The organism is Modicisalibacter xianhensis, assembly GCF_900113605.1.
Taxonomy (GTDB): Bacteria; Pseudomonadota; Gammaproteobacteria; order Pseudomonadales; family Halomonadaceae; genus Modicisalibacter; species Modicisalibacter xianhensis.
Genome location: NZ_FOPY01000018.1, coordinates 38,206 through 58,431, shown reverse-complemented (window position 1 = coordinate 58,431; position 20,226 = coordinate 38,206). Strand labels below are relative to the sequence as shown.

The 20,226-nt window shown below is 62.7% G+C and carries 15 protein-coding genes and 2 rRNA genes; 9 read left to right on the top strand and 8 right to left on the bottom strand.

Features of this window, described 5'->3' with window-relative positions; translation table 11 throughout:
* Window positions 1-71: ribosomal RNA gene (locus BM194_RS17985) — 23S ribosomal RNA — on the top strand; the annotation flags it as partial.
* Window positions 72-208: 137 nt separating this feature from the next.
* Window positions 209-324, top strand: a 5S ribosomal RNA gene (rrf, locus tag BM194_RS17980).
* A gap of 419 nt (window positions 325-743) precedes the next feature.
* Here the strand turns inward: rrf and uvrA are convergent.
* Window positions 744-3,593 carry an excinuclease ABC subunit UvrA gene (gene uvrA / locus BM194_RS17975; protein ID WP_092849710.1) on the bottom strand — a complete coding sequence of 950 codons (2,850 nt, stop codon included), beginning with the start codon at window positions 3,591-3,593 and terminating at the stop codon, window positions 744-746.
* A 225-nt stretch (window positions 3,594-3,818) separates the two neighbouring features.
* On the opposite strand from uvrA, the gene BM194_RS17970 reads away from it, so the two are divergent.
* The 3 genes from BM194_RS17970 (at window position 3,819) to BM194_RS17960 (ending at window position 6,467) form a co-directional block, all read left to right on the top strand.
* A complete protein-coding gene (locus BM194_RS17970) occupies window positions 3,819-5,201 on the top strand; it encodes an MFS transporter (protein ID WP_177223463.1) in 1,383 nt (460 codons plus the stop codon).
* Window positions 5,202-5,288: 87 nt separating this feature from the next.
* Window positions 5,289-5,861, top strand: a complete 573-nt coding sequence (gene ssb, locus BM194_RS17965; protein ID WP_092849707.1) for a single-stranded DNA-binding protein — start codon at window positions 5,289-5,291, stop codon at window positions 5,859-5,861.
* A gap of 141 nt (window positions 5,862-6,002) precedes the next feature.
* The gene (locus BM194_RS17960; protein WP_166671114.1) at window positions 6,003-6,467 is read left to right on the top strand and encodes a YqhA family protein; all 465 of its coding nucleotides are present in this window, start codon (window positions 6,003-6,005) and stop codon (window positions 6,465-6,467) included.
* Between the two features lie 3 nt (window positions 6,468-6,470).
* On the opposite strand, the gene BM194_RS17955 is transcribed toward BM194_RS17960, so the two are convergent.
* Both BM194_RS17955 and BM194_RS17950 read right to left on the bottom strand, forming a co-directional pair.
* Window positions 6,471-7,058 (bottom strand): DNA-3-methyladenine glycosylase, encoded by a 588-nt coding sequence (locus BM194_RS17955; protein ID WP_092849703.1) that lies wholly within the window; start codon window positions 7,056-7,058, stop codon window positions 6,471-6,473.
* Window positions 7,051-7,911 carry an SMP-30/gluconolactonase/LRE family protein gene (locus tag BM194_RS17950; protein ID WP_092849700.1) on the bottom strand — a complete coding sequence of 287 codons (861 nt, stop codon included), beginning with the start codon at window positions 7,909-7,911 and terminating at the stop codon, window positions 7,051-7,053. Before BM194_RS17950 ends, BM194_RS17955 begins: the two co-directional genes overlap by 8 nt.
* A gap of 178 nt (window positions 7,912-8,089) precedes the next feature.
* Between BM194_RS17950 and BM194_RS17945 the strand changes: the two genes are divergently transcribed.
* Window positions 8,090-8,965: a sugar nucleotide-binding protein gene (locus tag BM194_RS17945; protein WP_092849696.1), complete on the top strand. Its 876-nt coding sequence runs from the start codon at window positions 8,090-8,092 to the stop codon at window positions 8,963-8,965.
* The gene (locus BM194_RS17940; RefSeq protein ID WP_092849694.1) at window positions 8,962-9,720 is read left to right on the top strand and encodes a lysophospholipid acyltransferase family protein; all 759 of its coding nucleotides are present in this window, start codon (window positions 8,962-8,964) and stop codon (window positions 9,718-9,720) included. The genes BM194_RS17945 and BM194_RS17940 overlap by 4 nt, the downstream gene beginning before the upstream one ends.
* Before the next feature lie 81 nt (window positions 9,721-9,801).
* Here the strand turns inward: BM194_RS17940 and fabB are convergent, their stop codons facing one another.
* Window positions 9,802-11,016 (bottom strand): beta-ketoacyl-ACP synthase I, encoded by a 1,215-nt coding sequence (gene fabB / locus BM194_RS17935; RefSeq protein WP_092849692.1) that lies wholly within the window; start codon window positions 11,014-11,016, stop codon window positions 9,802-9,804.
* 13 nt (window positions 11,017-11,029) lie between these two features.
* Window positions 11,030-11,545 (bottom strand): 3-hydroxyacyl-[acyl-carrier-protein] dehydratase FabA, encoded by a 516-nt coding sequence (gene fabA / locus BM194_RS17930; protein ID WP_092849689.1) that lies wholly within the window; start codon window positions 11,543-11,545, stop codon window positions 11,030-11,032.
* A gap of 267 nt (window positions 11,546-11,812) precedes the next feature.
* Between fabA and BM194_RS17925 the strand changes: the two genes are divergently transcribed.
* Window positions 11,813-13,645 carry a putative bifunctional diguanylate cyclase/phosphodiesterase gene (locus tag BM194_RS17925; protein ID WP_092849688.1) on the top strand — a complete coding sequence of 611 codons (1,833 nt, stop codon included), beginning with the start codon at window positions 11,813-11,815 and terminating at the stop codon, window positions 13,643-13,645.
* Here the strand turns inward: BM194_RS17925 and phrB are convergent.
* Together phrB and BM194_RS17915 are read right to left on the bottom strand one after the other, a co-directional pair.
* Entirely contained in the window at window positions 13,638-15,074 is a 1,437-nt protein-coding gene (phrB, locus tag BM194_RS17920) for a deoxyribodipyrimidine photo-lyase (protein WP_092849686.1), read from the bottom strand. The genes BM194_RS17925 and phrB overlap by 8 nt on opposite strands.
* Before the next feature lie 28 nt (window positions 15,075-15,102).
* Window positions 15,103-16,017, bottom strand: a complete 915-nt coding sequence (locus BM194_RS17915) for a MerR family transcriptional regulator (RefSeq protein ID WP_092849684.1) — start codon at window positions 16,015-16,017, stop codon at window positions 15,103-15,105.
* A 303-nt stretch (window positions 16,018-16,320) separates the two neighbouring features.
* Here BM194_RS17915 and BM194_RS17910 point away from each other — a divergent pair, with 303 nt between their 5' ends.
* Window positions 16,321-17,217, top strand: a complete 897-nt coding sequence (locus BM194_RS17910) for a TIGR01777 family oxidoreductase (protein ID WP_092849681.1) — start codon at window positions 16,321-16,323, stop codon at window positions 17,215-17,217.
* Between the two features lie 3 nt (window positions 17,218-17,220).
* Here BM194_RS17910 and rapA read toward each other — a convergent pair whose 3' ends face one another.
* On the bottom strand, window positions 17,221-20,157 hold the full coding sequence (rapA, locus tag BM194_RS17905; RefSeq protein WP_092849679.1) for an RNA polymerase-associated protein RapA: 2,937 nt from the start codon (window positions 20,155-20,157) through the stop codon (window positions 17,221-17,223).
* Window positions 20,158-20,226 lie beyond the last annotated feature (69 nt).

The window sequence follows — 20,226 nt, the reverse complement described above, 5'->3', positions numbered from 1 at the left end:
GATAGGCGGGATGTGGAAGCGCAGCAATGCGTTGAGCTAACCCGTACTAATGGTCCGTGAGGCTTGACCATATAACACCCAAGGGGCCTGACGGCCCGGGTGGCGGTCGCCACGACACACGGATACGCGAGTCGTATCGCGTCAGCTTGATCACGTTGTTAGAGCACCAGGTATTTGGGTGCTGCTTCGGCAGCACGCCACAGTTACGCCTGACGACCATAGCGAGCGGGTCCCACCTGACCCCATGCCGAACTCAGCAGTGAAACCGCTCAGCGCCGATGGTAGTGTGGGGCCTCCCCATGCGAGAGTAGGTCATCGTCAGGCATCTCTTCGAAAACCCCAGCCAACCGGCTGGGGTTTTTTCGTTTCCGGGGGGAAGATCAATGTTATGCAGTTTTCTTAACCCGTGATAGTAAAAGTTAAAATAGTTTAAAAATTTCTTGAGTGTCATTTTTTCTTGTACTAGAGTTGTACTCGTTCGAGCGGTGATGAGTGAGCGGTCGCCGTGCTGCAGGGATGCAGCCCAGTCTGGAAGGATTGGTCGGGGCAGGGAATGACGTTTCGGACAGGAAGTCCAGGCAACAGGATGTTGCTTTCATGACAGGGAGCGTTATTGGCATCAGGGAGGATGCCGTCGGCAGGAAGCCGATGTCTCGTTAGGGAAGCCCCGAACCACGCCCAGGGCCCCGATGGTTTCCATCGGGGCCCTTATTTTGGTGGGCTGGCTGGAGAGCCTTCGCGCTTCAGCTTTCGGCCATATCCACGGTTTTCCGCTCGAGTAGCGGTTGCAGAAAGCGCCCCGTGTGCGAATGTGACATTGCTGCAACCTGCTCTGGTGTGCCCTCGGCAATGATGCGCCCACCGCCGGATCCCCCTTCGGGTCCAAGGTCCACCAACCAGTCGGCGGTCTTGATCACGTCCAGGTTGTGCTCGATTACCACGATGGTGTTGCCATGATCGCGTAAGCGATGCAGGACGGTCAGCAACTGACGAATGTCCTCGAAGTGCAGCCCGGTTGTCGGTTCATCGAGAATGTACAGCGTCTTGCCTGTGTCACGTTTGGCCAACTCGCGGGCAAGCTTGACACGCTGCGCTTCGCCACCGGAGAGCGTGGTGGCGCTTTGGCCGAGACGCACGTAGGACAGGCCGACATCCATCAGCGTCTGTAGCCGGCGGGCAATGGCTGGGACCGGGCTGAAGAAGTCGAGCGCTTCCTCCACGGTCATCTCGAGCACTTCATGGATGCTGCGATCCTTGTACTTGACCTCGAGCGTCTCGCGATTGTAGCGCTTGCCTTTACAGACATCGCAGGGGACGTAAATGTCGGGCAGAAAATGCATCTCGACCTTGATCATGCCCTCACCCTGGCAGGCTTCGCAGCGTCCGCCCTTGACGTTGAAGCTGAAGCGGCCAGGCTTGTAACCGCGCGATCGCGCCTCCTGGGTGCCAGCGAACAGTTCGCGGATCGGCGTGAAGATGCCGGTATAGGTTGCCGGGTTCGAGCGCGGCGTGCGGCCAATGGGACTCTGGTCGATGTCGATGATCTTGTCGAGCTGATCGAGCCCCTCGATATGCGTGTAGGGCTCGGGGGTCAGCGTCGTTGCACGGTTGAGCTCGCGAGCCGCGATCGGCATTAGCGTCGAATTGATCAGCGTCGACTTGCCCGAACCGGATACCCCCGTGACGCAGATGAAGAGCCCCAGTGGTAATTCCAGGTCGACGTTCTGAAGATTGTTGCCGCGTGCGCCGGTCAGGCACAGCGTTTTTTCTGGATTGCCGGGAATGCGATGGGGTGGCACCTCAATTCGTCGTGTGCCGGCCAGGTACTGGCCGGTCAGTGATGCCGTGTTGCGCTGGATGTCCTTCGGAGTGCCTTGGGCCACGATCGTGCCGCCATGTACGCCAGCGCCGGGACCGATGTCGAGAACATGATCGGCAGCACGAATGGCGTCCTCGTCATGTTCGACGACGATCACTGTATTACCGAGATTGCGCAGATGCTCGAGCGTCTTGAGCAGTCGGTCGTTGTCGCGCTGGTGCAGGCCAATGGATGGCTCGTCAAGGATGTACATGACCCCGACCAGGCCGGCACCGATCTGGCTCGCCAAACGGATGCGCTGGGCCTCGCCGCCCGACAGGGTATCGGCGCTGCGCTCCAGGTTCAGGTAATCGAGACCGACGTTGACCAGAAATTCCAGGCGCGCGTGGATCTCGTGGATGATCTTGACGGCGATCTCGCCCTTGCGCCCTGGCAATTCAAGCTGGCGAAAGTAGTTCCAGGCCTCACCGATCGGGAAATGCACGATGTCGGGCAGGGTATGATCGTCGATGAAGACGTTGCGCGATTCCCGGCGCAGGCGGCTGCCGTGGCAGGTGGGGCAGGGCTGTACCGCCAGGTACTTGGCAAGGTCCTCGCGGACCATGTTCGACTCGGTTTCCCGATAGCGACGCTGCATATTGGGTAGCACACCCTCGAAGGGGTGCTCGCGGGTCACCTTGCGGCCACGGTCGTTCACATAACTGAAAGCGACGGCATCATGCCCGCTACCATGCAGGATGACCTCGCGCTCATGCCGGGCGAGCTCGTTCCATGGCGTCTCCAGCTTGAAGCGGTAATGCTTGGCCACGGCCTCGAGCTGATTGAAGTAATAGACGCTGCGCCTGTCCCAGCCCTTGATCACGCCTTCAGCCAACGACAGTTCGGGGTGGCTGATCAGCTTGTCGGCGTCAAAAAATTGCTGTACACCCAGCCCGTCGCAGGACGGGCAGGCACCTGCCGGATTGTTGAACGAGAACATCCGCGGCTCAAGTTCGGCGATGGAGTAACCGCAGACGGGGCAGGCGAAACGCGCCGAAAAGGTCAGGTCTTCCCGCTCGCCATCCATGAAATGCACCACGGCGATACCGTCGGAAAGGTTCAGTGCGGTCTCGAAGGACTCCGCCAGACGCTGCTGGAGGTCGTCACGTACCTTGATGCGGTCAACGATCACGCTGATGTCGTGCTTCTTGTTCTTTTCCAGGGCAGGCACATCGTCGAGTTCGACCACATTGCCATCGACCATGGCGCGCACGAAGCCTTGCGCGCGCAGTTCGGCAATCAGTTGCAGGTGTTCACCCTTGCGTCCCGAGACTACCGGCGCCATCAGCATCAGGCGGCTGCCCTCGGGGAGCGTCAGCACCTGGTCGACCATTTGCGAGACCGTCTGGGCCTCAAGGTCGGTGCCGTGTTCGGGGCAGCGCGGCGTACCGGCACGGGCAAACAGCAGGCGCAGATAGTCGTAGATCTCGGTGATCGTGCCGACCGTGGAGCGTGGATTGTGCGAGGTGGATTTCTGCTCGATGGAAATTGCCGGCGACAGACCTTCGATGTGATCCACGTCGGGCTTTTCCATCATCGACAGGAACTGTCGGGCATAGGTGGAAAGCGACTCGACATAGCGGCGTTGCCCCTCGGCGTACAGCGTGTCAAAGGCCAGCGACGACTTGCCGGACCCGGACAGACCGGTCACCACGATCAGCTTGTCGCGTGGCAACTCGACATCGATGTTCTTGAGGTTGTGCGTTCGGGCACCCCTGACCTGGATCTTGTCCATTCCCACCTCATACGCATCGCAAAAGTTTCAATTATACGATCTAGGCCGCCTTCACCATAGCACGCCAGTGGAAGTGTGCCGGCCCGGGAGGTGGGCAGGCGCGGCAAAACAACACTATGCTTTTCCTCCGCCCGCTCGGGCCGGTAGAATATCAGCCCCGCTGACGGCTGCCTGTGCATGAGCCGCCGCTTTGCAAACCGCTTCCATCTGTATGCGATCCCGCTCATGAGCTCTCGTCTGCTTGCCACTGAACGTCGTGCCATTACCGGCCTGGCCGGCCTGTATGCCACCCGAATGCTGGGCCTGTTCATGGTGCTTCCGGTCCTGGCGCTGTATGCCGAGGACCTTGCCGGGGCCACGCCCCTGCTGGTCGGGTTGGCGCTGGGTGCGTATGGCCTGACCCAGGCCGTGCTGCAGATCCCCTTTGGGCTGTTGTCCGATCGGATCGGGCGCAAGGTTGTCATCGCCGGTGGACTGGTGCTGTTCATCGTGGGTAGCCTCGTTGCTGCGCAGGCGACGACGATCGGGGAGATCATTGTCGGGCGCTGCCTGCAGGGCAGTGGCGCCGTGGCAGGAGCGATAATGGCATTGCTGGCTGACCAGACCCGCGAACAGGTGCGTACCGCTGCCATGGCTACCATCGGGCTGTCGATCGGTGTGGCATTCGCCATCGCGATGGTGGTCGGGCCGTTGATCGCGTCGTCCTTCGGGCTTTCTGGTGTGTTCTGGTTCACGGCAGTGTTGGCCATCCTGAGTCTGGTCGTGCTGTGGCGCCTGGTCCCGGCTGCTCCGCGCCGTGCGCAGCATCGTGATGTAGGCCTGGACCGCAGCCAACTGCGCTCGACCCTGACACGCAGCGACCTGCTGCGCCTGGATTTCTCGATCTTCTCGCTGCACCTCATTCTCATGGCCGCCTTCGTGGCATTGCCATTCCGACTGGTGGACGTGGGTATCGAGGCCGAGCATCAAGGTTGGGTCTATCTCGCAGTGATGGGGATGGCCTTCGTATTTATGGTGCCGCTGGTGATCGTGGCGGAAAAATATCGCCGTATGAAGGTGACCTTCCTTGGCACCGTGGCCGCGATGACCTTGGTATTGCTGCTGCTGGGCGAACTGGGGCATCAGCGCTGGGTGCTGATCGGCCTGTTGTTGGCCTTCTTCGTGGCATTCAACCTGCTCGAGGCGACACTGCCGTCGATGATCAGCAAGCTGGCGCCGGCCGGTGCCAAGGGCACTGCCATGGGCATCTACTCGACCAGCCAGTTTCTGGGGGCGTTTCTGGGCGGGGTGCTCGGGGGCGCTCTCGCGCAGCGTTTCGGTTATGATGCAGTATTTCTCGGCACCGCCCTGCTTGCCGCCGTATGGCTGATGGTGATCTGGGGCATGCCGGCGCCGCGTCACCTGTCGAGCGAGGTGGTGGCGCTGGAGGAGCAGGAAGGCGATGCGCTGGATACGCTGATGGCGCGTTTTGCCAGTGTGGCGGGCGTGGAAGACGTGCTCGTGGTGCCTGAAGAGCGAGTCGCCTATCTCAAGGTGGATCGGCAGCGGCTCGATGCAGATGCCCTGGCCCGGGTGGCAGGTTCGCGGCATACGCACCGCGGCGCCTGAGCCTGTCAGTCAGGCGTCGCATCGGCGGGACGTTTCACGTGGCCTGTCTCAGGTCTCTCAATTCCAAGATCATGTAAGGAGTCAACCATGGCCCGTGGTGTAAACAAGGTCATTCTGATCGGTAACCTGGGGCAGGATCCCGATGTGCGTTTCCTGCCGTCGGGCAACCCGGTGGCGAACCTGCGTATCGCAACTACCGACAGCTGGACCGATCGCCAGAGCGGTCAGCGCCAGGAGCGTACCGAATGGCACTCAGTTGTGCTGTTCAACAAGCTGGCCGAGATCGCCCAGCAATACGTCAAGAAAGGCTCGCGAATCTATATCGAAGGTCGCCTGCAGACCCGCAAGTGGCAGGGACAGGATGGTCAGGATCGTTACAGTACCGAGATCGTTGCCAATGACATGCAGATGCTCGACTCGCGGGGCGGCCAGGGTGGCGGCGGTGCCGATTATGGCCAGGCGCCGCAGAACAACTACGGTGCGCCGCAGGGCGGTTACGGCCAGCAGGGCGGTTATGGCAATGCGCCCCAGGGCGGTGGTGGTCAGCCACAGCAGCGCCCGCCACAGCAGCCCCCGGCCGGCGGCCAGCAGGGGGGCGGCAACTACGGCGCGCCGAACCCTGGCAGTTTCGATGATTTCGACGACGAGATCCCCTTCTAGTCAGCCCGATCTCATGACAAGCATGAAAAAGCCCGCTTCTTGCGGGCTTTTTCATGCGGGGAAGCATGGATGGCTTGTCTTGAGCCGGCAGGTTACGTATATGCGATAAGAAAACTGGTCGTATCGACGCAGGAGCCTGTCATGGAAAAGTGGTTGTCACGCAGCCGTACACTGACTTATGTCACCGTCATCCTTGCCATGCTGGCCGCCCTGTTACTGTACATCTTTGCCGGGATTGTGTTCGTCCAGGTGGTATGGAACACGCTCAGTGGCCATTTCTGGGATAGCGAGACCATCAAGGCCAGTTCGGTCGGCCTGCTCAAAATGATGGATCTTCTACTCATTGCAGCGAGTTTTCAGATCATGGCTCACGGTATGTACCGCCTGTTTATTCAATCCTCCTACTCCAGTGAAGGCCCGTTGCACGTCTCGAGCTTCAAGGATCTCAAGCATTCTCTGGTCAACATTGCCAGCATCGTGCTGGTGATCTTCTTCGTGGAAAACGCCGTCCGGCTTGGCGCCGGGCGCGAGATACTGGAGCTGGGGATCGCTATCGCCGTCGTGATCGCTGCCGCTGGTTGGGCGATTCGCCCAGAGAAGAAGTGACGTTCAGCGGGCAATGATGAAGCGCCATGGGGCATCCCGATCCTGTGGTTCAGCATAATCTATGCCGATGCGTGGGCCGGCCGTGACGCGAGCATCGGGTACCGGCTCGCCCGGCGCCAGCCATAACCGTTCGCCAAGGCACAGGTCGTGACGGTTGAGCTCGCTCACGCTGACGTTCATGGCCTGGGCCAGCTTGCCAGGACCATCGCTGAGTACGCGTCCGCGCCGACCGCCACGATGGGCGATCATCTGCGCCTCACCTCGAACCGGGGTCATGGCCCTGAGCAAGACGGCGCTTGGCTCGCCCTCGGGGCCGGTCACCACGTTGAGCATGTCGTGCAGGCCGTATATGAGGTAGACGTAGGCATGGCCGGGTGGGCCGAACATCGGGGCTGTACGTGGCGTCAGGCCCCTTGAGGCGTGGCTGGCGGAATCCAGTGCACCGCCATAGGCCTCGGCCTCTATGATACGGCCCACCAGAGCCTTCTCGCCGATGCGGCGTACCACGTGTCTGCCGAGCAGGTCGCGGGCGACTTCCAGAGCCGGGCGTGCATAGAACTCGCGCGATAGCGGAACCGATGCTTCATTCATAAGAGCAGGGTGCGTGGCCGGTCACCCCGGGGCGGAACGCAAATAGGGCGCCTGCCTGTGGCTCGGCATCACGGTCCACACCGGCAGTGGTAATATATAGCGTGGCGAGATCATCACCGCCGAAGGCGCAACTGGTAACCCGCGAAGCGGGAAGAGAAACCTGGCGGTCCAGCGTGCCGTCCGGCAGAAACCGGCTGAGACGACCGCCGCCCCAGTGAGCGACCCACAGGCCGCCCTCGGTGTCGAGGGTCATGCCGTCCGGGTAGCCGTCCTTGTCGGCGTCGAAGCGTAAATGGACTCGCTTGTTGGCGAGCTTGCCGTCCGTCACATCGAAGGCATAAACAGTGCCTGAGGGGCTGTCGGTATGATAAAGCGTGGCGCCATCGGCGGTGATCGCGGGGCCATTGGGAACGCCGTAGCCCATATCGGCCTCATGCAGGCCCTGGCGGTCGAAGCGGTAGAAGCTGCCATTGGCTTCCCGCTCGGCATCGTCCATGGTGCCGAACCACAACCGCCCTGACGGGTCAGCCTTGCCGTCGTTGAGACGCTGTCCCGACCGCCCGGTGAGCGGGCGAGCCAGCGTCTCGACGATACAGGGGCCGTCGGGACCCAACTGGAGGCGGACCAGCCGTGAGCGAAGGCCTGCAATGAAGCCGCCCTGGACATGCGGCACCAGCCAGCAACAGGCTTCCGCCATGGGCCAGTCGCGGGTTGAACCGTCATCCGGAGAGTACGCAAGCAGGCGACTGCCACGGATGTCGACGAATAGCAGGAGTCGGTGCTCGGTCGACCACAGCGGGCCTTCGCCAAGTTGCGCGCGGCCGGACCAGACGCAGTGAGCGGTCTCGGTCATGGAGTGCCTCGATGGGTGATGAATGGTTATCGGGCATGGTGCCGCAAAGCGGCTGCGATGAGAATGGCGGTGATGACAGCGCCCAGGTGACATGCTAAGTATGGGCCCCCTAGACCAGGGAGGGTTGCCGGCCCGTTGCCCGTTTGCCTCGGGCGAGATTGCGATAAAAGGAAGCGCCGTGAAGCTGTTGATTCTGGATGCCGGGCATTGTCTGAGCCTGGCACTGGCCCGCGAGGCCAACCGGCGCGGTGATACCGTGCTGGAAATCGAGGAAAATGTGGCGGTGAGCCTCGAGCACCTTGAGGAGGTGGCTCCCGATGCCCTGGTGATCCCGCCCTTGGCTCAGCCGATCAATGCCGACCCCTCGGCGGTGACGGCACATGCCGAGGCGGTCGAGACCTGCCTGGATGCCTGCCGGCAGACTGGATTGCCGATGGTGTGGTGCGTCTCGGATCAGCTCTATGAAGATGGCGCCGAAGCGCCCATCGACGAGCATGTCATCCCGGCACCGCGAGATGAAAGCCTGCAGCGGTTGATCCTGACCGGTAACCGTATCCGCGAACAGCATGCCCGGCATCTGATCGTGCGGTTGGGCCCGCTGTTCGCCCTGGAAGGCGCTGGCGCCTGGTTGACCGAGTTGCTCGACAACCTGCTGACCGGCCGGGAAGTGCGGGCCGCCGAGGATGTCATCTTCTGTCCGACATCAGCGGATTCGGTCTCCATGGCGCTGATTGGCATGTTGCAGCAGCAGGCCTGTGGCGCCAATGCCTGGGGCGCCTATCACCTGGCCGGTACGGAACCGGTCAGCGCCTATACCTTCACGTCGGTGGTGCGCACGCAACTGGCGACACGTCTCGAAGGCCTGGGAGAGATGGCCGAGCTAGGCCAATTGGTTGCCCTCAACCATCACCACGACCAACCCCTGCGGCGGGTCCTCAATTGCCGTCGGGTGTTGGACGTCTTCGGCGTGCATCAGAAACCCTGGCGGCTGGAGTTGGGGCGCATGCTGGATACCTGGTGCCAGGCCTACAAGACACAGGGGGAGAACGCATGAATGCGCTGCGAAGCGTGATCTTCTATCTGGGCTATTTTCTTGCCATTTTGTTCTTCGGCCTGCTTTGCCTACCGATAGCGCCACTGTTGCCGTTAACGTCGCGCTACCGACTACTGAACCTCTATAACCACTTCATCATTGCCTGGTTTTCCTGGGTTTGCGGCATTCGTTATGACGTGCGTGGTCATGAGCGGCTGCGCGAAGGTCCCATGGTCATCCTCTCCAATCACCAGTGCGAGTGGGAGACCATCTACCTGCAGATTCTCAAGCCACCGGTATGCACTGTACTCAAGCAGGAACTGCTGCGCCTGCCGCTGTTCGGCTGGGCGCTGCGCCTGCTGCACCCGATTGCGCTGGATCGTTCACGGCCCTCCAAAGCGTTGAAACAGGTCCTGAGCCAGGGGCCGCAGCGTCTTGAGGAAGGTCTCTCGGTATTGATCTTTCCCGAAGGGACGCGAGTCGATCCCGGTCAGCGGCGTCGCTACAACAAGAGCGGTGCGGTGATTGCCTGCCGGGCCGGCGTGCCGGTATTGCCGGTGGCTCACAATGCCGGCGAGCGCTGGCCGGGCCGGCACTGGGTCAAGAACCCCGGCCGCCTGTCGCTGGTGGTGGGCGAACCCATCCCTACCGAGGGCAGAACGCCGGAAGACGTGCTGCGCGAGGTCGAGCAGTGGATCGAGGCTCAGCTAGAGGAAATATCGGAGGTGCCGCGTCCCGAGCGGGCGCAGTCGCCATCGCCACGCATGCCGGCCTGAACTGGATGGCGGAACTGGCATGAAAACGGGCGCCTGCAAGGGCGCCCGTTTCGCGTGGGTACGGTGAGTTCGTGCCCGGGATCAGTCGCGCAGCTTTTCCATGACCAGGCAAGCGTTGGTGCCGCCGAAGCCAAAACTGTTGGAAAGAATACGATTGACGGGGACGTCGCGACGCGTCGTCACGATATCGAAGCCTTCGGCCTGCTCATCGAGTTGCTCGATGTTGGCCGAGGCAGCGATGAAACCGTGTTCCATCATCAACAGCGAGTAGATGGCCTCCTGCACGCCAGTGGCACCCAGCGAATGGCCAGTCAGCGACTTGGTGGAGCTCATCGGCGGGGTGGCACCACCGAACACCTCGCGGATCGCCTTGAGTTCGGCGAGGTCACCGACCGGCGTGGAGGTGCCGTGGGTGTTGATGTAGTCGAGCCCGCCTTCGAGGCCATGCATGGCCTGGCGCATGCAGCGCACGGCACCTTCACCGGATGGGGCGACCATATCGTAGCCGTCCGAGGTGGCGCTGTAGCCGACCACTTCGCCATAGATCTTGGCGCCACGTGCCTTGGCGTGCTCGAGTTCCTCCAGCACCAGCATGCCGCCGCCACCGGCAATGACGAAGCCGTCACGGGCCTTGTCGTAGGGGCGCGAGGCCTTTTCGGGGGTGTCATTGTAGCCGGTTGACAGGGCGCCCATGGCATCGAACAGGCATGACAGCGTCCAGTGTTCCTCCTCGCCACCGCCAGCAAACACGACATCCTGCTTGCCGAGCTGGATCTGCTCGACGGCATTGCCGATGCAATGCGCGGACGTGGCGCAGGCCGAGGAAATGGAATAGTTGATGCCTTTGATCTGGAAGGGGGTCGCCAGACACGCCGACACCGTGCTGCCCATGGTGCGGGTGACGCGGTAGGGGCCGACACGACGCAGGCCCTTCTCGCGCAGCACATCGGCCGCTTCCACCTGATTGGCGCTGGAAGCGCCGCCAGAACCGGCGATCAGGCCAGTGCGGTCGTTGGATACCTGCTCGGGCGTCAGGCCGGCGTCTTCGATGGCCTGAGCCATGGAGACGTAGGCATAAGCAGCAGCATCGCCCATGAAGCGGCGCTGCTTGCGGTCGACCAATGCATCGAGGTCGATGTCGACCGTGCCGGCAACCTGGCTGCGGAAACCTCGTTCGGCATACTCTTCCTTGAAGCGAATGCCTGACCTACCGGACTTGAGGGCATCCAGCACCTGGTGCTGGTCATTGCCGAGACAGGAAACGATGCCCAGGCCGGTGACTACCACTCGTCGCATGCAAGCCTCCTGATCAGAAATTCGCAGTGGAGGTGAACAGGCCGACACGCAGGTCATTGGCCTGGTAGATCTCGTTACCGTCGACGGCCACGGTGCCATCGGCGATGCCCAGGATCAGCCGGCGTGTGATCACCCGCTTCATGTGAATGTGATAGGTGACCTTGCCGGCATCGGGCATGACTTGCCCCGAGAACTTGACCTCGCCGCAGCCCAGTGCCCGGCCGCGCCCGGGATGACCCAGCCAGCCCAGGTAGAAACCGACCAGTTGCCACATGGCATCCAGGCCCAGGCAACCGGGCATGACCGGATCACCAGGGAAATGGCAACCGAAGAACCACAGGTCGGGGCGGATATCCAGTTCGGCCACCAGTTCCCCCTTGCCATACCTGCCGCCATCCTCGTAGATCCGAGTGATGCGGTCGAGCATCAGCATATTGGGTGCCGGCAACTGGGCATTGCCCGGGCCGAACAGATCGCCTCTGCTGCATGCCAGCAGCTCTTCGTAGCTAAAGGAGTGTTGCTTGGTCACTGAATCGTTCCGAGAGTCAGAATTGAGCATCGTGCGCCCTGCGCAGACGGGCCTAGTCTACTGGACGGGCCTAGTCTACTGGTAGCGCGCGGCGAATGCACGCCATGCGCACCATTACTGACGGCGTTTGGCGACATGTCAATCACCATAGTTCGCTGACCAGGCCGGCGCAACGCCAGCCGTTGAGCGCTTTCGGCTTGCGCCCAACTTCCCCCGCGGGGCATGATGCCCGCTGATGTCGGCTACCGAAACCAACGATGAGATACCATGTGGCCTTCCTTTTCGCTTAATCGACCTTTGGCCTGGATGGGCCTGGCCGCCCTGATGGCAATGGCCTGGCTGCCATTCGCTTCGCTGCGACTGGCGGCGCTGGCCATCGTAGTCGTCGGCCTGGTCGATTGCTGGCGACAGGTGCGCCGCGAGCACCGGCGCCGCCAGCTCAGCGAAGAGGCACTCAAGCTCTCCGAGGATGGTGTGGTCATTACCGATAGTCGCAATCGTATCGTGACCGTCAACCCCGCTTTCACCCAGATTACCGGCTATACACACGATGAAGTGCACGGCCTGGACTCGTCCGCACTATCGGCGGGGCGTCACGACAAGGCTTTCTATGACCGTTACTGGCAGACGTTGCATGCCACCGGCCGCTGGGAGGGCGAGATCTGGAACCAGCGCAAGCATGGCGACCAGTTTCCCGAGTGGCTACGGGTCCAGTCCTGCCCCGATGAGCGCGGGCACGTCACGCATTATGTCGGCCTGTTTACCGATATTTCACGACACAAGGCCCGCGAGCAGGACCTGCGCCGCATCGGTTTCGAGGATCCGCTGACCGGTCTGCCCAATCGTCGCCGCCTGCACGACATGCTGACTTCACGCTTGCAGCGCCTGCGCGCCGGCGAGGGGCTCGATCTGGCACTGATTGATATCGATGGCTTCAAGGCAGTCAACGATGGCTTGGGCGTAGACAATGGCGACCGGCTGCTGGCGAGATTCGGGCAGCGTCTTGCCGCATTCGTGGCCGGTGGGGTGGTTGGCCGCCTGGGCGGTGACGAATTCATGGTCATCCGAACCACGACGTTCGACGATCACGAGAAATGGATTACCAGCCTGCGCGAGCACTTGAGCGAACCCTTCGAACTCAATGGCAACTCCCTGCGCCTGGGCCTGACCATCGGCAGCTGTCGAGCCCCGGAGGATGGCAGCGATTCAGGCATCCTCTTCCAGCGCCTGGAATCGGCGCTCTACAGCGCCAAGCGTCACGGGCGCAATCACGACAGGCGCTTTCGTCCCTCGCTCGAAGTCGAAGGCGATCGTCAGTTGGCATTGGTCAACGAGTTGCGCCGTGCCCTGGCGCAGGGCGGTCAGCTCGAGCTGTTCTACCAGACCCAGCACCGCTTGATCGACGGTGCGCTGGTGGGCATGGAGGCCCTGCTGCGCTGGCGGCACCCGGAACAGGGCATGATCTCGCCGGCCGATTTCATCCCCTTGGCCGAGCGCCATGGGCTCATGACCGCCTTGGGTAACTGGGTGATCGAACGTGCCGTGGCCCAGCAGGCCAGCTGGCGGGCCAGCGGCATGCCGCGAGTGCCCATCTGGGTCAATATTTCCGCGCTGCAGTTGATTCAGGGCGACCTGGAGTCGCGGCTGGCTGCCTCGCTGGCCCAGCACAAGGTCCCGGCGGCCATGCTGGGACTGGAACTCACCGAGTCGGTGCTGCTCGACGAGCGTGCCGGCGATATTTCGCCGCGCCTGGAAGCGCTGCGCAGCCAGGGCCACCAGATCGCCATCGACGATTTTGGAACCGGCTACTCTTCCATGGCTTATCTGAAGCGACTCCCCGTCGACAAGCTCAAGCTCGACCGTGCCTTCGTTCAAGCCCTGCCCGATGACCGGGCCGATGCCGCCATCGTCGTGGCAGTGCTGGCCATGGCACGCGGATTACATCTGGAAGTGGTCGCCGAAGGCGTCGAGAACCAGGCCCAGTGCGACTTCCTGATCGAGCACGGCTGTCCACTGACCCAAGGCTTCCTGTTTGCCCGCCCCGAATCGGCCGATGCCATCGAGGCGCGCTATCTCAATGCGTCCCAGACAGTCAACTGAGTCTCTCCGCTCGGGGCGTCTGTAGTGACTTGAAGGCGTCCAGGGCCCGCTTGCGGGCGGCCTTGTGGTCGACAATCGCTGCTGGATATCCCGCCGTCTTACGTGCTTCACCCGACGGGTCGTGGCGAGCCTTTGTCGACAATTCGGCCAGTTCGGGGACGAAGTCGGCGATGAAGCTGCCCTCGGCATCGAAGCGTCGCGACTGGGTAATGGGATTGAAGATCCGAAAGTAGGGCGCGGCATCGGTGCCTGTCGAAGCGGCCCATTGCCAGCCGCCGTTGTTGGCGCCGAACTCGCCATCGACCAGATGCTCGAGAAAGAAGGCTTCGCCGCGCCGCCAGTCGATCAGCAGGTGCTTGCTCAGGAACATGGCGGTGACCATGCGTAACCGATTGTGCATCCATCCCGTCGTCACGAGCTGGCGCATGGCGGCATCGACCAGCGGATAACCGGTGCGCCCGTTGCACCAGGCCTTGAAGCCTTCGTCATCGTCCCGCCAGGGCAGGTCTGCCGTATGCGCCTGAAAAGGCCGATGTCGGCATACCTCGGGAAAGCCAAAGGCAATATGCTGGTAGAACTCGCGCCAGATCAGTTCGTTGACCCAGGCTGTCAGACCGGCATCGCCATCGGCCAGGTGGCCGCCGTTCTCGCTCATCACTGCCTGCAGGCACTGGCGGTAGGAAATCATCCCCAGGGCCAGGTAAGGTGAAAGCTCGCTGGTGCCGTGCACTGAAGGCTGGTCTCGGGCCTCGCGGTAGTGTCGGGCCCGGTAGCGCAGAAAGCGTTCCAGTCGGCCGGCGGCGGCGTCCTGGCCGGCAGGCCAGAGGCCGGCGTCGATGGGGTGCCCAGCGCCTTCGCCGGCCAGTTTGGGTAAGGGGTCGCTGTCGAGTGCCAGGCGCTTCTGCGGCGCAGGGTCGTCGCGCAGGGCCAGGCGTTGATGATCTACTTCGCGGTGCCAGGCCTTGGCAAAAGGGGTGAAGACCCGATAGAACTCGTTCTTGCCCGTCAGCAGCTCGCCCGGGGCAAAGGCCACGGCATCGGTATGTGCCTGTACGCCCAGGCCGGCCTGCCCGAAAGTCTCGACAACGGCCTGATCGCGGCGCCATTCGTTGAGCGGATATTCGCGGTTGAAGTGCAACGTGGCGATGTCATGCTCGCGTGCCAATGCCAGTAATGTGTCCGGTGCCTCGCTGAAGCGGGAAATACTGCGCTGCAGAAGCGGAATGTTCAAACCGGTAAGCGCCTCGCGCAACGCTTCGACGCCACGCCGGCAAAAGTCGATCTTGTTGGCGCCGTGGCCATGTGCCTGCCACTGGGAAGGGCAGTGCAGGAATACGGCGATCACGGGGCCCTTGGCAGCGGCGGCGGCCAGGGCCGTGTTGTCGAGCGTACGCAGGTCGCTGCGAAACCAGACGAGTTGGCGAGCCATCGCTGATCTCCTGCCGGGGTCGATACGATTAGTGGCTGAGCAGTGGGCCCAGTCGGCTGGCTGACTGCACGGGGTCTTCTCCCAGTGTTTCAAGGCCGCTGTTTTCGAGGTCTGCGGCACGGATGCGTGTGACGGGGCCAGCCAGGCAGACGGGAATGGCCAGTTGTTCGGCCAAGCGTGGTAATTGCCGACGCATCAGTTCGGAGCGTTCCGCTTGCGCGCTGACCAGCACCACCGCGGCGATATGCAAGCGGTCGACGGCCAGAGACAGTTCGTTGAGCGGCGGTGCATCATCCAGCAGTACCACGCGATAGCCTTCGTGCGAGGCTGCCAGCGCCAGCAACAGCGAACCCAACTGGTGGGTTTCCTCGGGGAGGCGTGACACCAGCAGACGTGGACCGCGCGCGACATGGTTGGCATGGTAGAGGCGAGTGCCCACCCGAGTGCGCAGGAAGGCTTCGAGCAGGCTGCGCTGCAGCCCTGCCCCCAGCTTGTCGCCCCAGGCTTCCTCGAGCTGGGCCAGCGCGGGGTGCCATAGCTCCGCCAGGGCGACATTGACCGGGTAAAGGGCCAGGCTCTGGTTGAACAGGGCCTCGAGCCGGGAAAGATCCAGCGCTTCCACGGCGGCAATCAGTTGCTGGCGCTGACTGTCCCAGTCCCCGCTTTCGGTGTCGGGCGCAGGCGTGGCGGTTTCAGGCTGATCAATCAGGTCACGTACCTGGCTGACCGGGACGCCGCGGCCCAGCCACTGCAGGATGCGCTCAATACGCGCGATATCGTCGCGGGCATAAAGGCGATGCCCCTTGGGGGTGCGCTGGGGGCGAATCAACCCATAGCGGCGCTCCCAGGCGCGCAGTGTGACCGAGTTGACGCCGGTCAGCCGGGACACCTCACGTATCGGGTAGAGCGGCGCATCGGCCGGGTTCATCGCCTTGTCATTCATGCACACGCATTCCTCTTGCTGGAAAAGCTTGACTGCCGCGCTTTGGCGATGGCGAGGCCGGCAGTGCGTTTAGCCTCGACAGGATGTCGGTCATCTATATTGTACAAGGCCCTTGGATTGTACAACCCCGGCTACCCGCAATCGACAGCTACCCTGAATGCGGTTTGTGGATGTCGTTTTGCCGACATTTTTCACCGTTCTCTTGATACAGGACCGCCACAGGGCCAAACAGCGTGGCTAGACTTACTAGGTTAGCAGTTGTGTAGAATATTTGTATAAACCTTGGGCAAGTGGGGAGGCGTCATGCGTATTCTGATTACCGGAGGCAGTGGCTTCGTCGGGCAGCTGCTATGCCGCTATCTTCAGGAGCGGGGCCATGCGTTGTCGGTCGTGTCCCGTTCACCGGACAAGGCGCGCCGGCAGTTGCCTTCCGGATGCGATATTCGCCAGCGCGTGCTCGATTTCACTGACACCTCGCCGGAAGCCATCGTCAATCTCGCGGGTGAATCGATTGCCGGTCGGCGCTGGAGCGAGGCACAGAAACAGCGCCTGCGCGAGTCCCGGCTGACGATCACGCAAGATCTCGTAACGCTATGCTCGAAACTCCCGACACCGCCCGAAGTGATGGTTTCGGGCTCGGCGATGGGCTATTACGGCGATCAGGCGCGTCGCCAGGTCGATGAGGATACCGAGCCCCACGACGAGTTTGCGCACCGGCTATGCGCCGAATGGGAGGCGGCGGCACGTGGCGCCGAACGTTATGGTGTGCGGGTGGCACTGCTGCGCACTGGTCTGGTGCTGGATGCCGGCGGTGGAGCGCTGCAAAAGATGCTGCCCGCCTTCCGGCTGGGGCTGGGCGGACGCATGGGGAAAGGGCAGCAGTTCATGCCCTGGATTCATCGGCTAGACCTGGTGCGCAGTATCGAGTTTCTCCTGCGCGAGGCGGCACTGGAAGGGCCTTTTAACGGTTCGGCACCCCACCCGGTAACCAATGCCGAATTCACGCGCACCCTGGCCAAGCATCTGCAGCGTCCGGCGCTGATCCCGGCCCCGGCGCCGTTATTGAGAATGGCCCTGGGGGAGATGTCCCGCCTGTTGCTGACCGGGGCCGACATGCGGCCCCGGCGGCTCGAGGAGGCAGGGTTCACGTTCGTCTATCCGACTCTGGACGAGGCCTTGTCCGCGATCCTGGGTCGGTGAGGCTTAGCGCCGCGTTTCATTATCCACGGTCACGATCACCCGCACGGCATCCAGACGCAAGCGGGTGCCCTCGATGGCCGTATCGAGGGCCTGGCGTTCGTCGCGCAGGGCCTGGATCTCGTCGTCGCGGACGGCCGGGTTGTGGCGGGCAAGCGCCTGCAGGCGGGTAAGCTCGCCATCGAGCTCATCACGCATGCGTTGCTGAGCCGTCTCGATGATGGTCGGCAGCTCGCGATCGGCCTCACCTTCGCCCTGAGTCAGCAACTCCCGCAATTGATCATGGCGCGACTTGATGAGATCGCGTGCCACAGCTTTCTTGACCTTCTTGAGGTTCTTGGCAAGCCCGGTGAAGGACACCTTGTCCGACAGGTTGGCACCGGACTCGTCGAGCAGTACGCGAATTGCCGTGGGCGGCAGGAAGCGATTGACGTGCAGGCGCGAGGGCGCCGGGCAGTAGGTACGGAACACCAGCTCGACCATCAGCCGGCCGGCGGGGATCGCCGGATGATTGAGCAGGGCCAGGGCGGTATTGCCCATTGCGCCATCGAGGATTCGGCCCACGATTTCGCGCACAAGTGGATGTTCCCAGGACAGGTGCTGGACATCGTCGCGTGTCAGGGCGCGGCTGCGCGAGGTGGTAGCCGTGAAGCCCTCCTCTCCCTTGGCCAGGCCTGGCAGGCCGTCCAGCATGTGTGGGCCGGCACGCAGATGGTTCATATCGCCGCCCAGGTCCTGGCTATCGATGCCGAAAATGTCGAAGGCCTGGTCGAGATAGCGTGGCAGGGCCTTGTCCGTGTCCAGCTCGCGGATGGCGCTGGCAACAGTCTCGGCACGCTCGTGACGGCAGGCGTTGAGCTCCAGCAGGCGGTTGCGGCCGGCGTCACGTTCGGCCAGGCGTGTCTCGAACAAGGCACGGGTCTCGGCGATGATCGCGTCGAGGCTCTCCGGATCGAGCAGGGCATCGGCCAGGGCATCACCGAAGGCGTCGTACAAGTCGCTGCCCACGCCATGCGGCGCGCTGAAGGCGTCCATCCCTTCCTGATACCAGCGCAGCAGGCGCTCTCCGGGGCTGTCGGCGAAGACCGGCACGTGAATTTCAATGGCGTGGCGCTGACCGATACGATCGAGGCGGCCGATACGCTGCTCGAGCTGATCGGGATGTTGCGGCAGATCGAACATCACCAGGTGGCGACAGAACTGGAAATTGCGTCCTTCCGAGCCGATCTCCGAGCACACCATGACCTGGCTACCTTCTTCCTCGTCAGAGAAATCGGCGGCTGCACGGTCGCGCTCGACCAGGCTCATGCCCTCGTGAAAGACTGGGGCATGCATGCCACCCAGCACACGCAGCGCTTCCGCGAGATCGGTGGCCGTTTCACGGTCATGGGCGATTACCAGTACCTTGTCTCGGCCGGCATCGGTAAGCAGTTCCAGCAGCCAGGTCACGCGTGGATCGATCTGCCACCAAGGCTCGGCGTTGAGCGGGTCGTCGGACAGGGCTCGGTAGGTGGTGTCGAGATACAGCAATACGTCGGGGTGGTCGAGGCCGGTCTCGATCAACAGTTCATCGAGGGCATCCTCGTCGCGGCCCAGCTTGCGCAGCAAGCGCCGATAGGCCGAGGGCAGTTCCAGCGAGGCAGTATGAAGACGACGTTCGGGGAAGCCGGCAACATGGCGACGGCTGTTGCGGAACATCACCCGGCCGGTGCCATGGCGATCGAGCAGTTGTTCGCGCAATTGACGGCGTGCGGCGTCGCGCTGCGCCTCGCCACTCTCGGCATCGACCAGAGTCTCTAGCAGCGCCTGGCTGTCGCTATCGTCAATGACACGCTCGACCGCCGTAAAGGCAGCGCTTTCGCCGGGCAGGGAATCGAGCGCATCGATGGCGGTGGCGACCTCAATATAGCCGGCTTCTTCGGCCTTGAAGGCGGCAAGGTCATGGTAGCGGTCCGGGTCGAGCAGGCGCAGGCGGGCGAAATGGCTTTCCACGCCCATCTGTTCCGGCGTGGCGGTGAGCAGCAACAGGCCGGGCGTGGCATGGGCCAGTCGCTCGACACAGGCATACCCTGGCCCGCTGCCCTCCGGCGACCAGTCAAGATGGTGTGCCTCGTCGACGATCAGCATGTCCCAGTGGCTGTCGTCGGCCTGGGACTGGCGGTGCGGATTGGCGAATAGCCACTGCTGGCTGGCCAGGACCAACTGGCCGGCCTCGAAGGGGTTGGCATCGCCATAGGCCTGGCTCTGCTGCTCGTCGAGCAGGGTGACTTCCAGGCCGAAGCGGCGCAGCAGTTCCACCAGCCACTGATGAGTGAGGCTGTCGGGCACCAGGATCAGCGCACGCTGGGCGCGGCCGGTGAGCAGCAGGCGATGCAGGATCAGGCCCGCCTCGATGGTCTTGCCCAGCCCCACCTCGTCGGCGAGCAGTACGCGCGGGGCATGGCGCCGCGAGACTTCATCGGCGATATACAACTGGTGCGGGATCAGGTCGATCTTGGGGCCGGCCAGGCCCAGCGCCGGATTCTGCTCGATACGATGGAAATGGTGCAGGGTGCGGAAGCGCAGATCGAACCAGTCGTTGCGGTCGACCTGACCGGTCAACAGGCGATCGCGTGCCTGGTTGAACTGCATGCTGTCGGCGATCTGGGCCTCCGACAGCTCGCGCAGCTCGCCGTCGTCGGTTTCGCCGATATAAACGATCAGCCCGTCGATCTCCTTGGTGTCGTCGACGATCAACTGCCAGCCATCGGCGGCATCGATGCGGTCGCCGCTGCCGAAGACCACGCGGGTCAGCGGTGCCTGCCGCACGCTGTAGGTGCGCGTCTCCTGGCTGGCGGCGAACAGGACGGTCACGCTGCGGAAATCGACGTTCAGGATAGTGCCCAGGCCCAGTTCGGCCTCGCCGTCGCTGATCCAGCGCTGGCCGGGAATGAATTCGCTCATGGTGCCTCGATGCTCGAAAAACGGTGCTCGCCCGCCGCAATCCATCCTGCCAAGCCGCGATGGCAGCGA

Bases quoted from the DNA above. Each gene is read 5' to 3' on its own strand.
- BM194_RS17915 (WP_092849684.1), bottom strand. From the start codon at position 16,017: ATGAATGACAAGGCGATGAACCCGGCCGATGCGCCGCTCTACCCGATA.
- BM194_RS17955 (WP_092849703.1), bottom strand. From the start codon at position 7,058: ATGAATGAAGCATCGGTTCCGCTATCGCGCGAGTTCTATGCACGCCCG.
- ssb (WP_092849707.1), top strand. From the start codon at position 5,289: ATGGCCCGTGGTGTAAACAAGGTCATTCTGATCGGTAACCTGGGGCAG.
- BM194_RS17910 (WP_092849681.1), top strand. From the start codon at position 16,321: ATGCGTATTCTGATTACCGGAGGCAGTGGCTTCGTCGGGCAGCTGCTA.
- BM194_RS17925 (WP_092849688.1), top strand. From the start codon at position 11,813: ATGTGGCCTTCCTTTTCGCTTAATCGACCTTTGGCCTGGATGGGCCTG.
- BM194_RS17960 (WP_166671114.1), top strand. From the start codon at position 6,003: ATGGAAAAGTGGTTGTCACGCAGCCGTACACTGACTTATGTCACCGTC.
- BM194_RS17940 (WP_092849694.1), top strand. From the start codon at position 8,962: ATGAATGCGCTGCGAAGCGTGATCTTCTATCTGGGCTATTTTCTTGCC.
- phrB (WP_092849686.1), bottom strand. From the start codon at position 15,074: ATGGCTCGCCAACTCGTCTGGTTTCGCAGCGACCTGCGTACGCTCGAC.
- BM194_RS17970 (WP_177223463.1), top strand. From the start codon at position 3,819: ATGAGCTCTCGTCTGCTTGCCACTGAACGTCGTGCCATTACCGGCCTG.
- fabB (WP_092849692.1), bottom strand. From the start codon at position 11,016: ATGCGACGAGTGGTAGTCACCGGCCTGGGCATCGTTTCCTGTCTCGGC.
- BM194_RS17950 (WP_092849700.1), bottom strand. From the start codon at position 7,911: ATGACCGAGACCGCTCACTGCGTCTGGTCCGGCCGCGCGCAACTTGGC.
- rapA (WP_092849679.1), bottom strand. From the start codon at position 20,157: ATGAGCGAATTCATTCCCGGCCAGCGCTGGATCAGCGACGGCGAGGCC.
- uvrA (WP_092849710.1), bottom strand. From the start codon at position 3,593: ATGGACAAGATCCAGGTCAGGGGTGCCCGAACGCACAACCTCAAGAAC.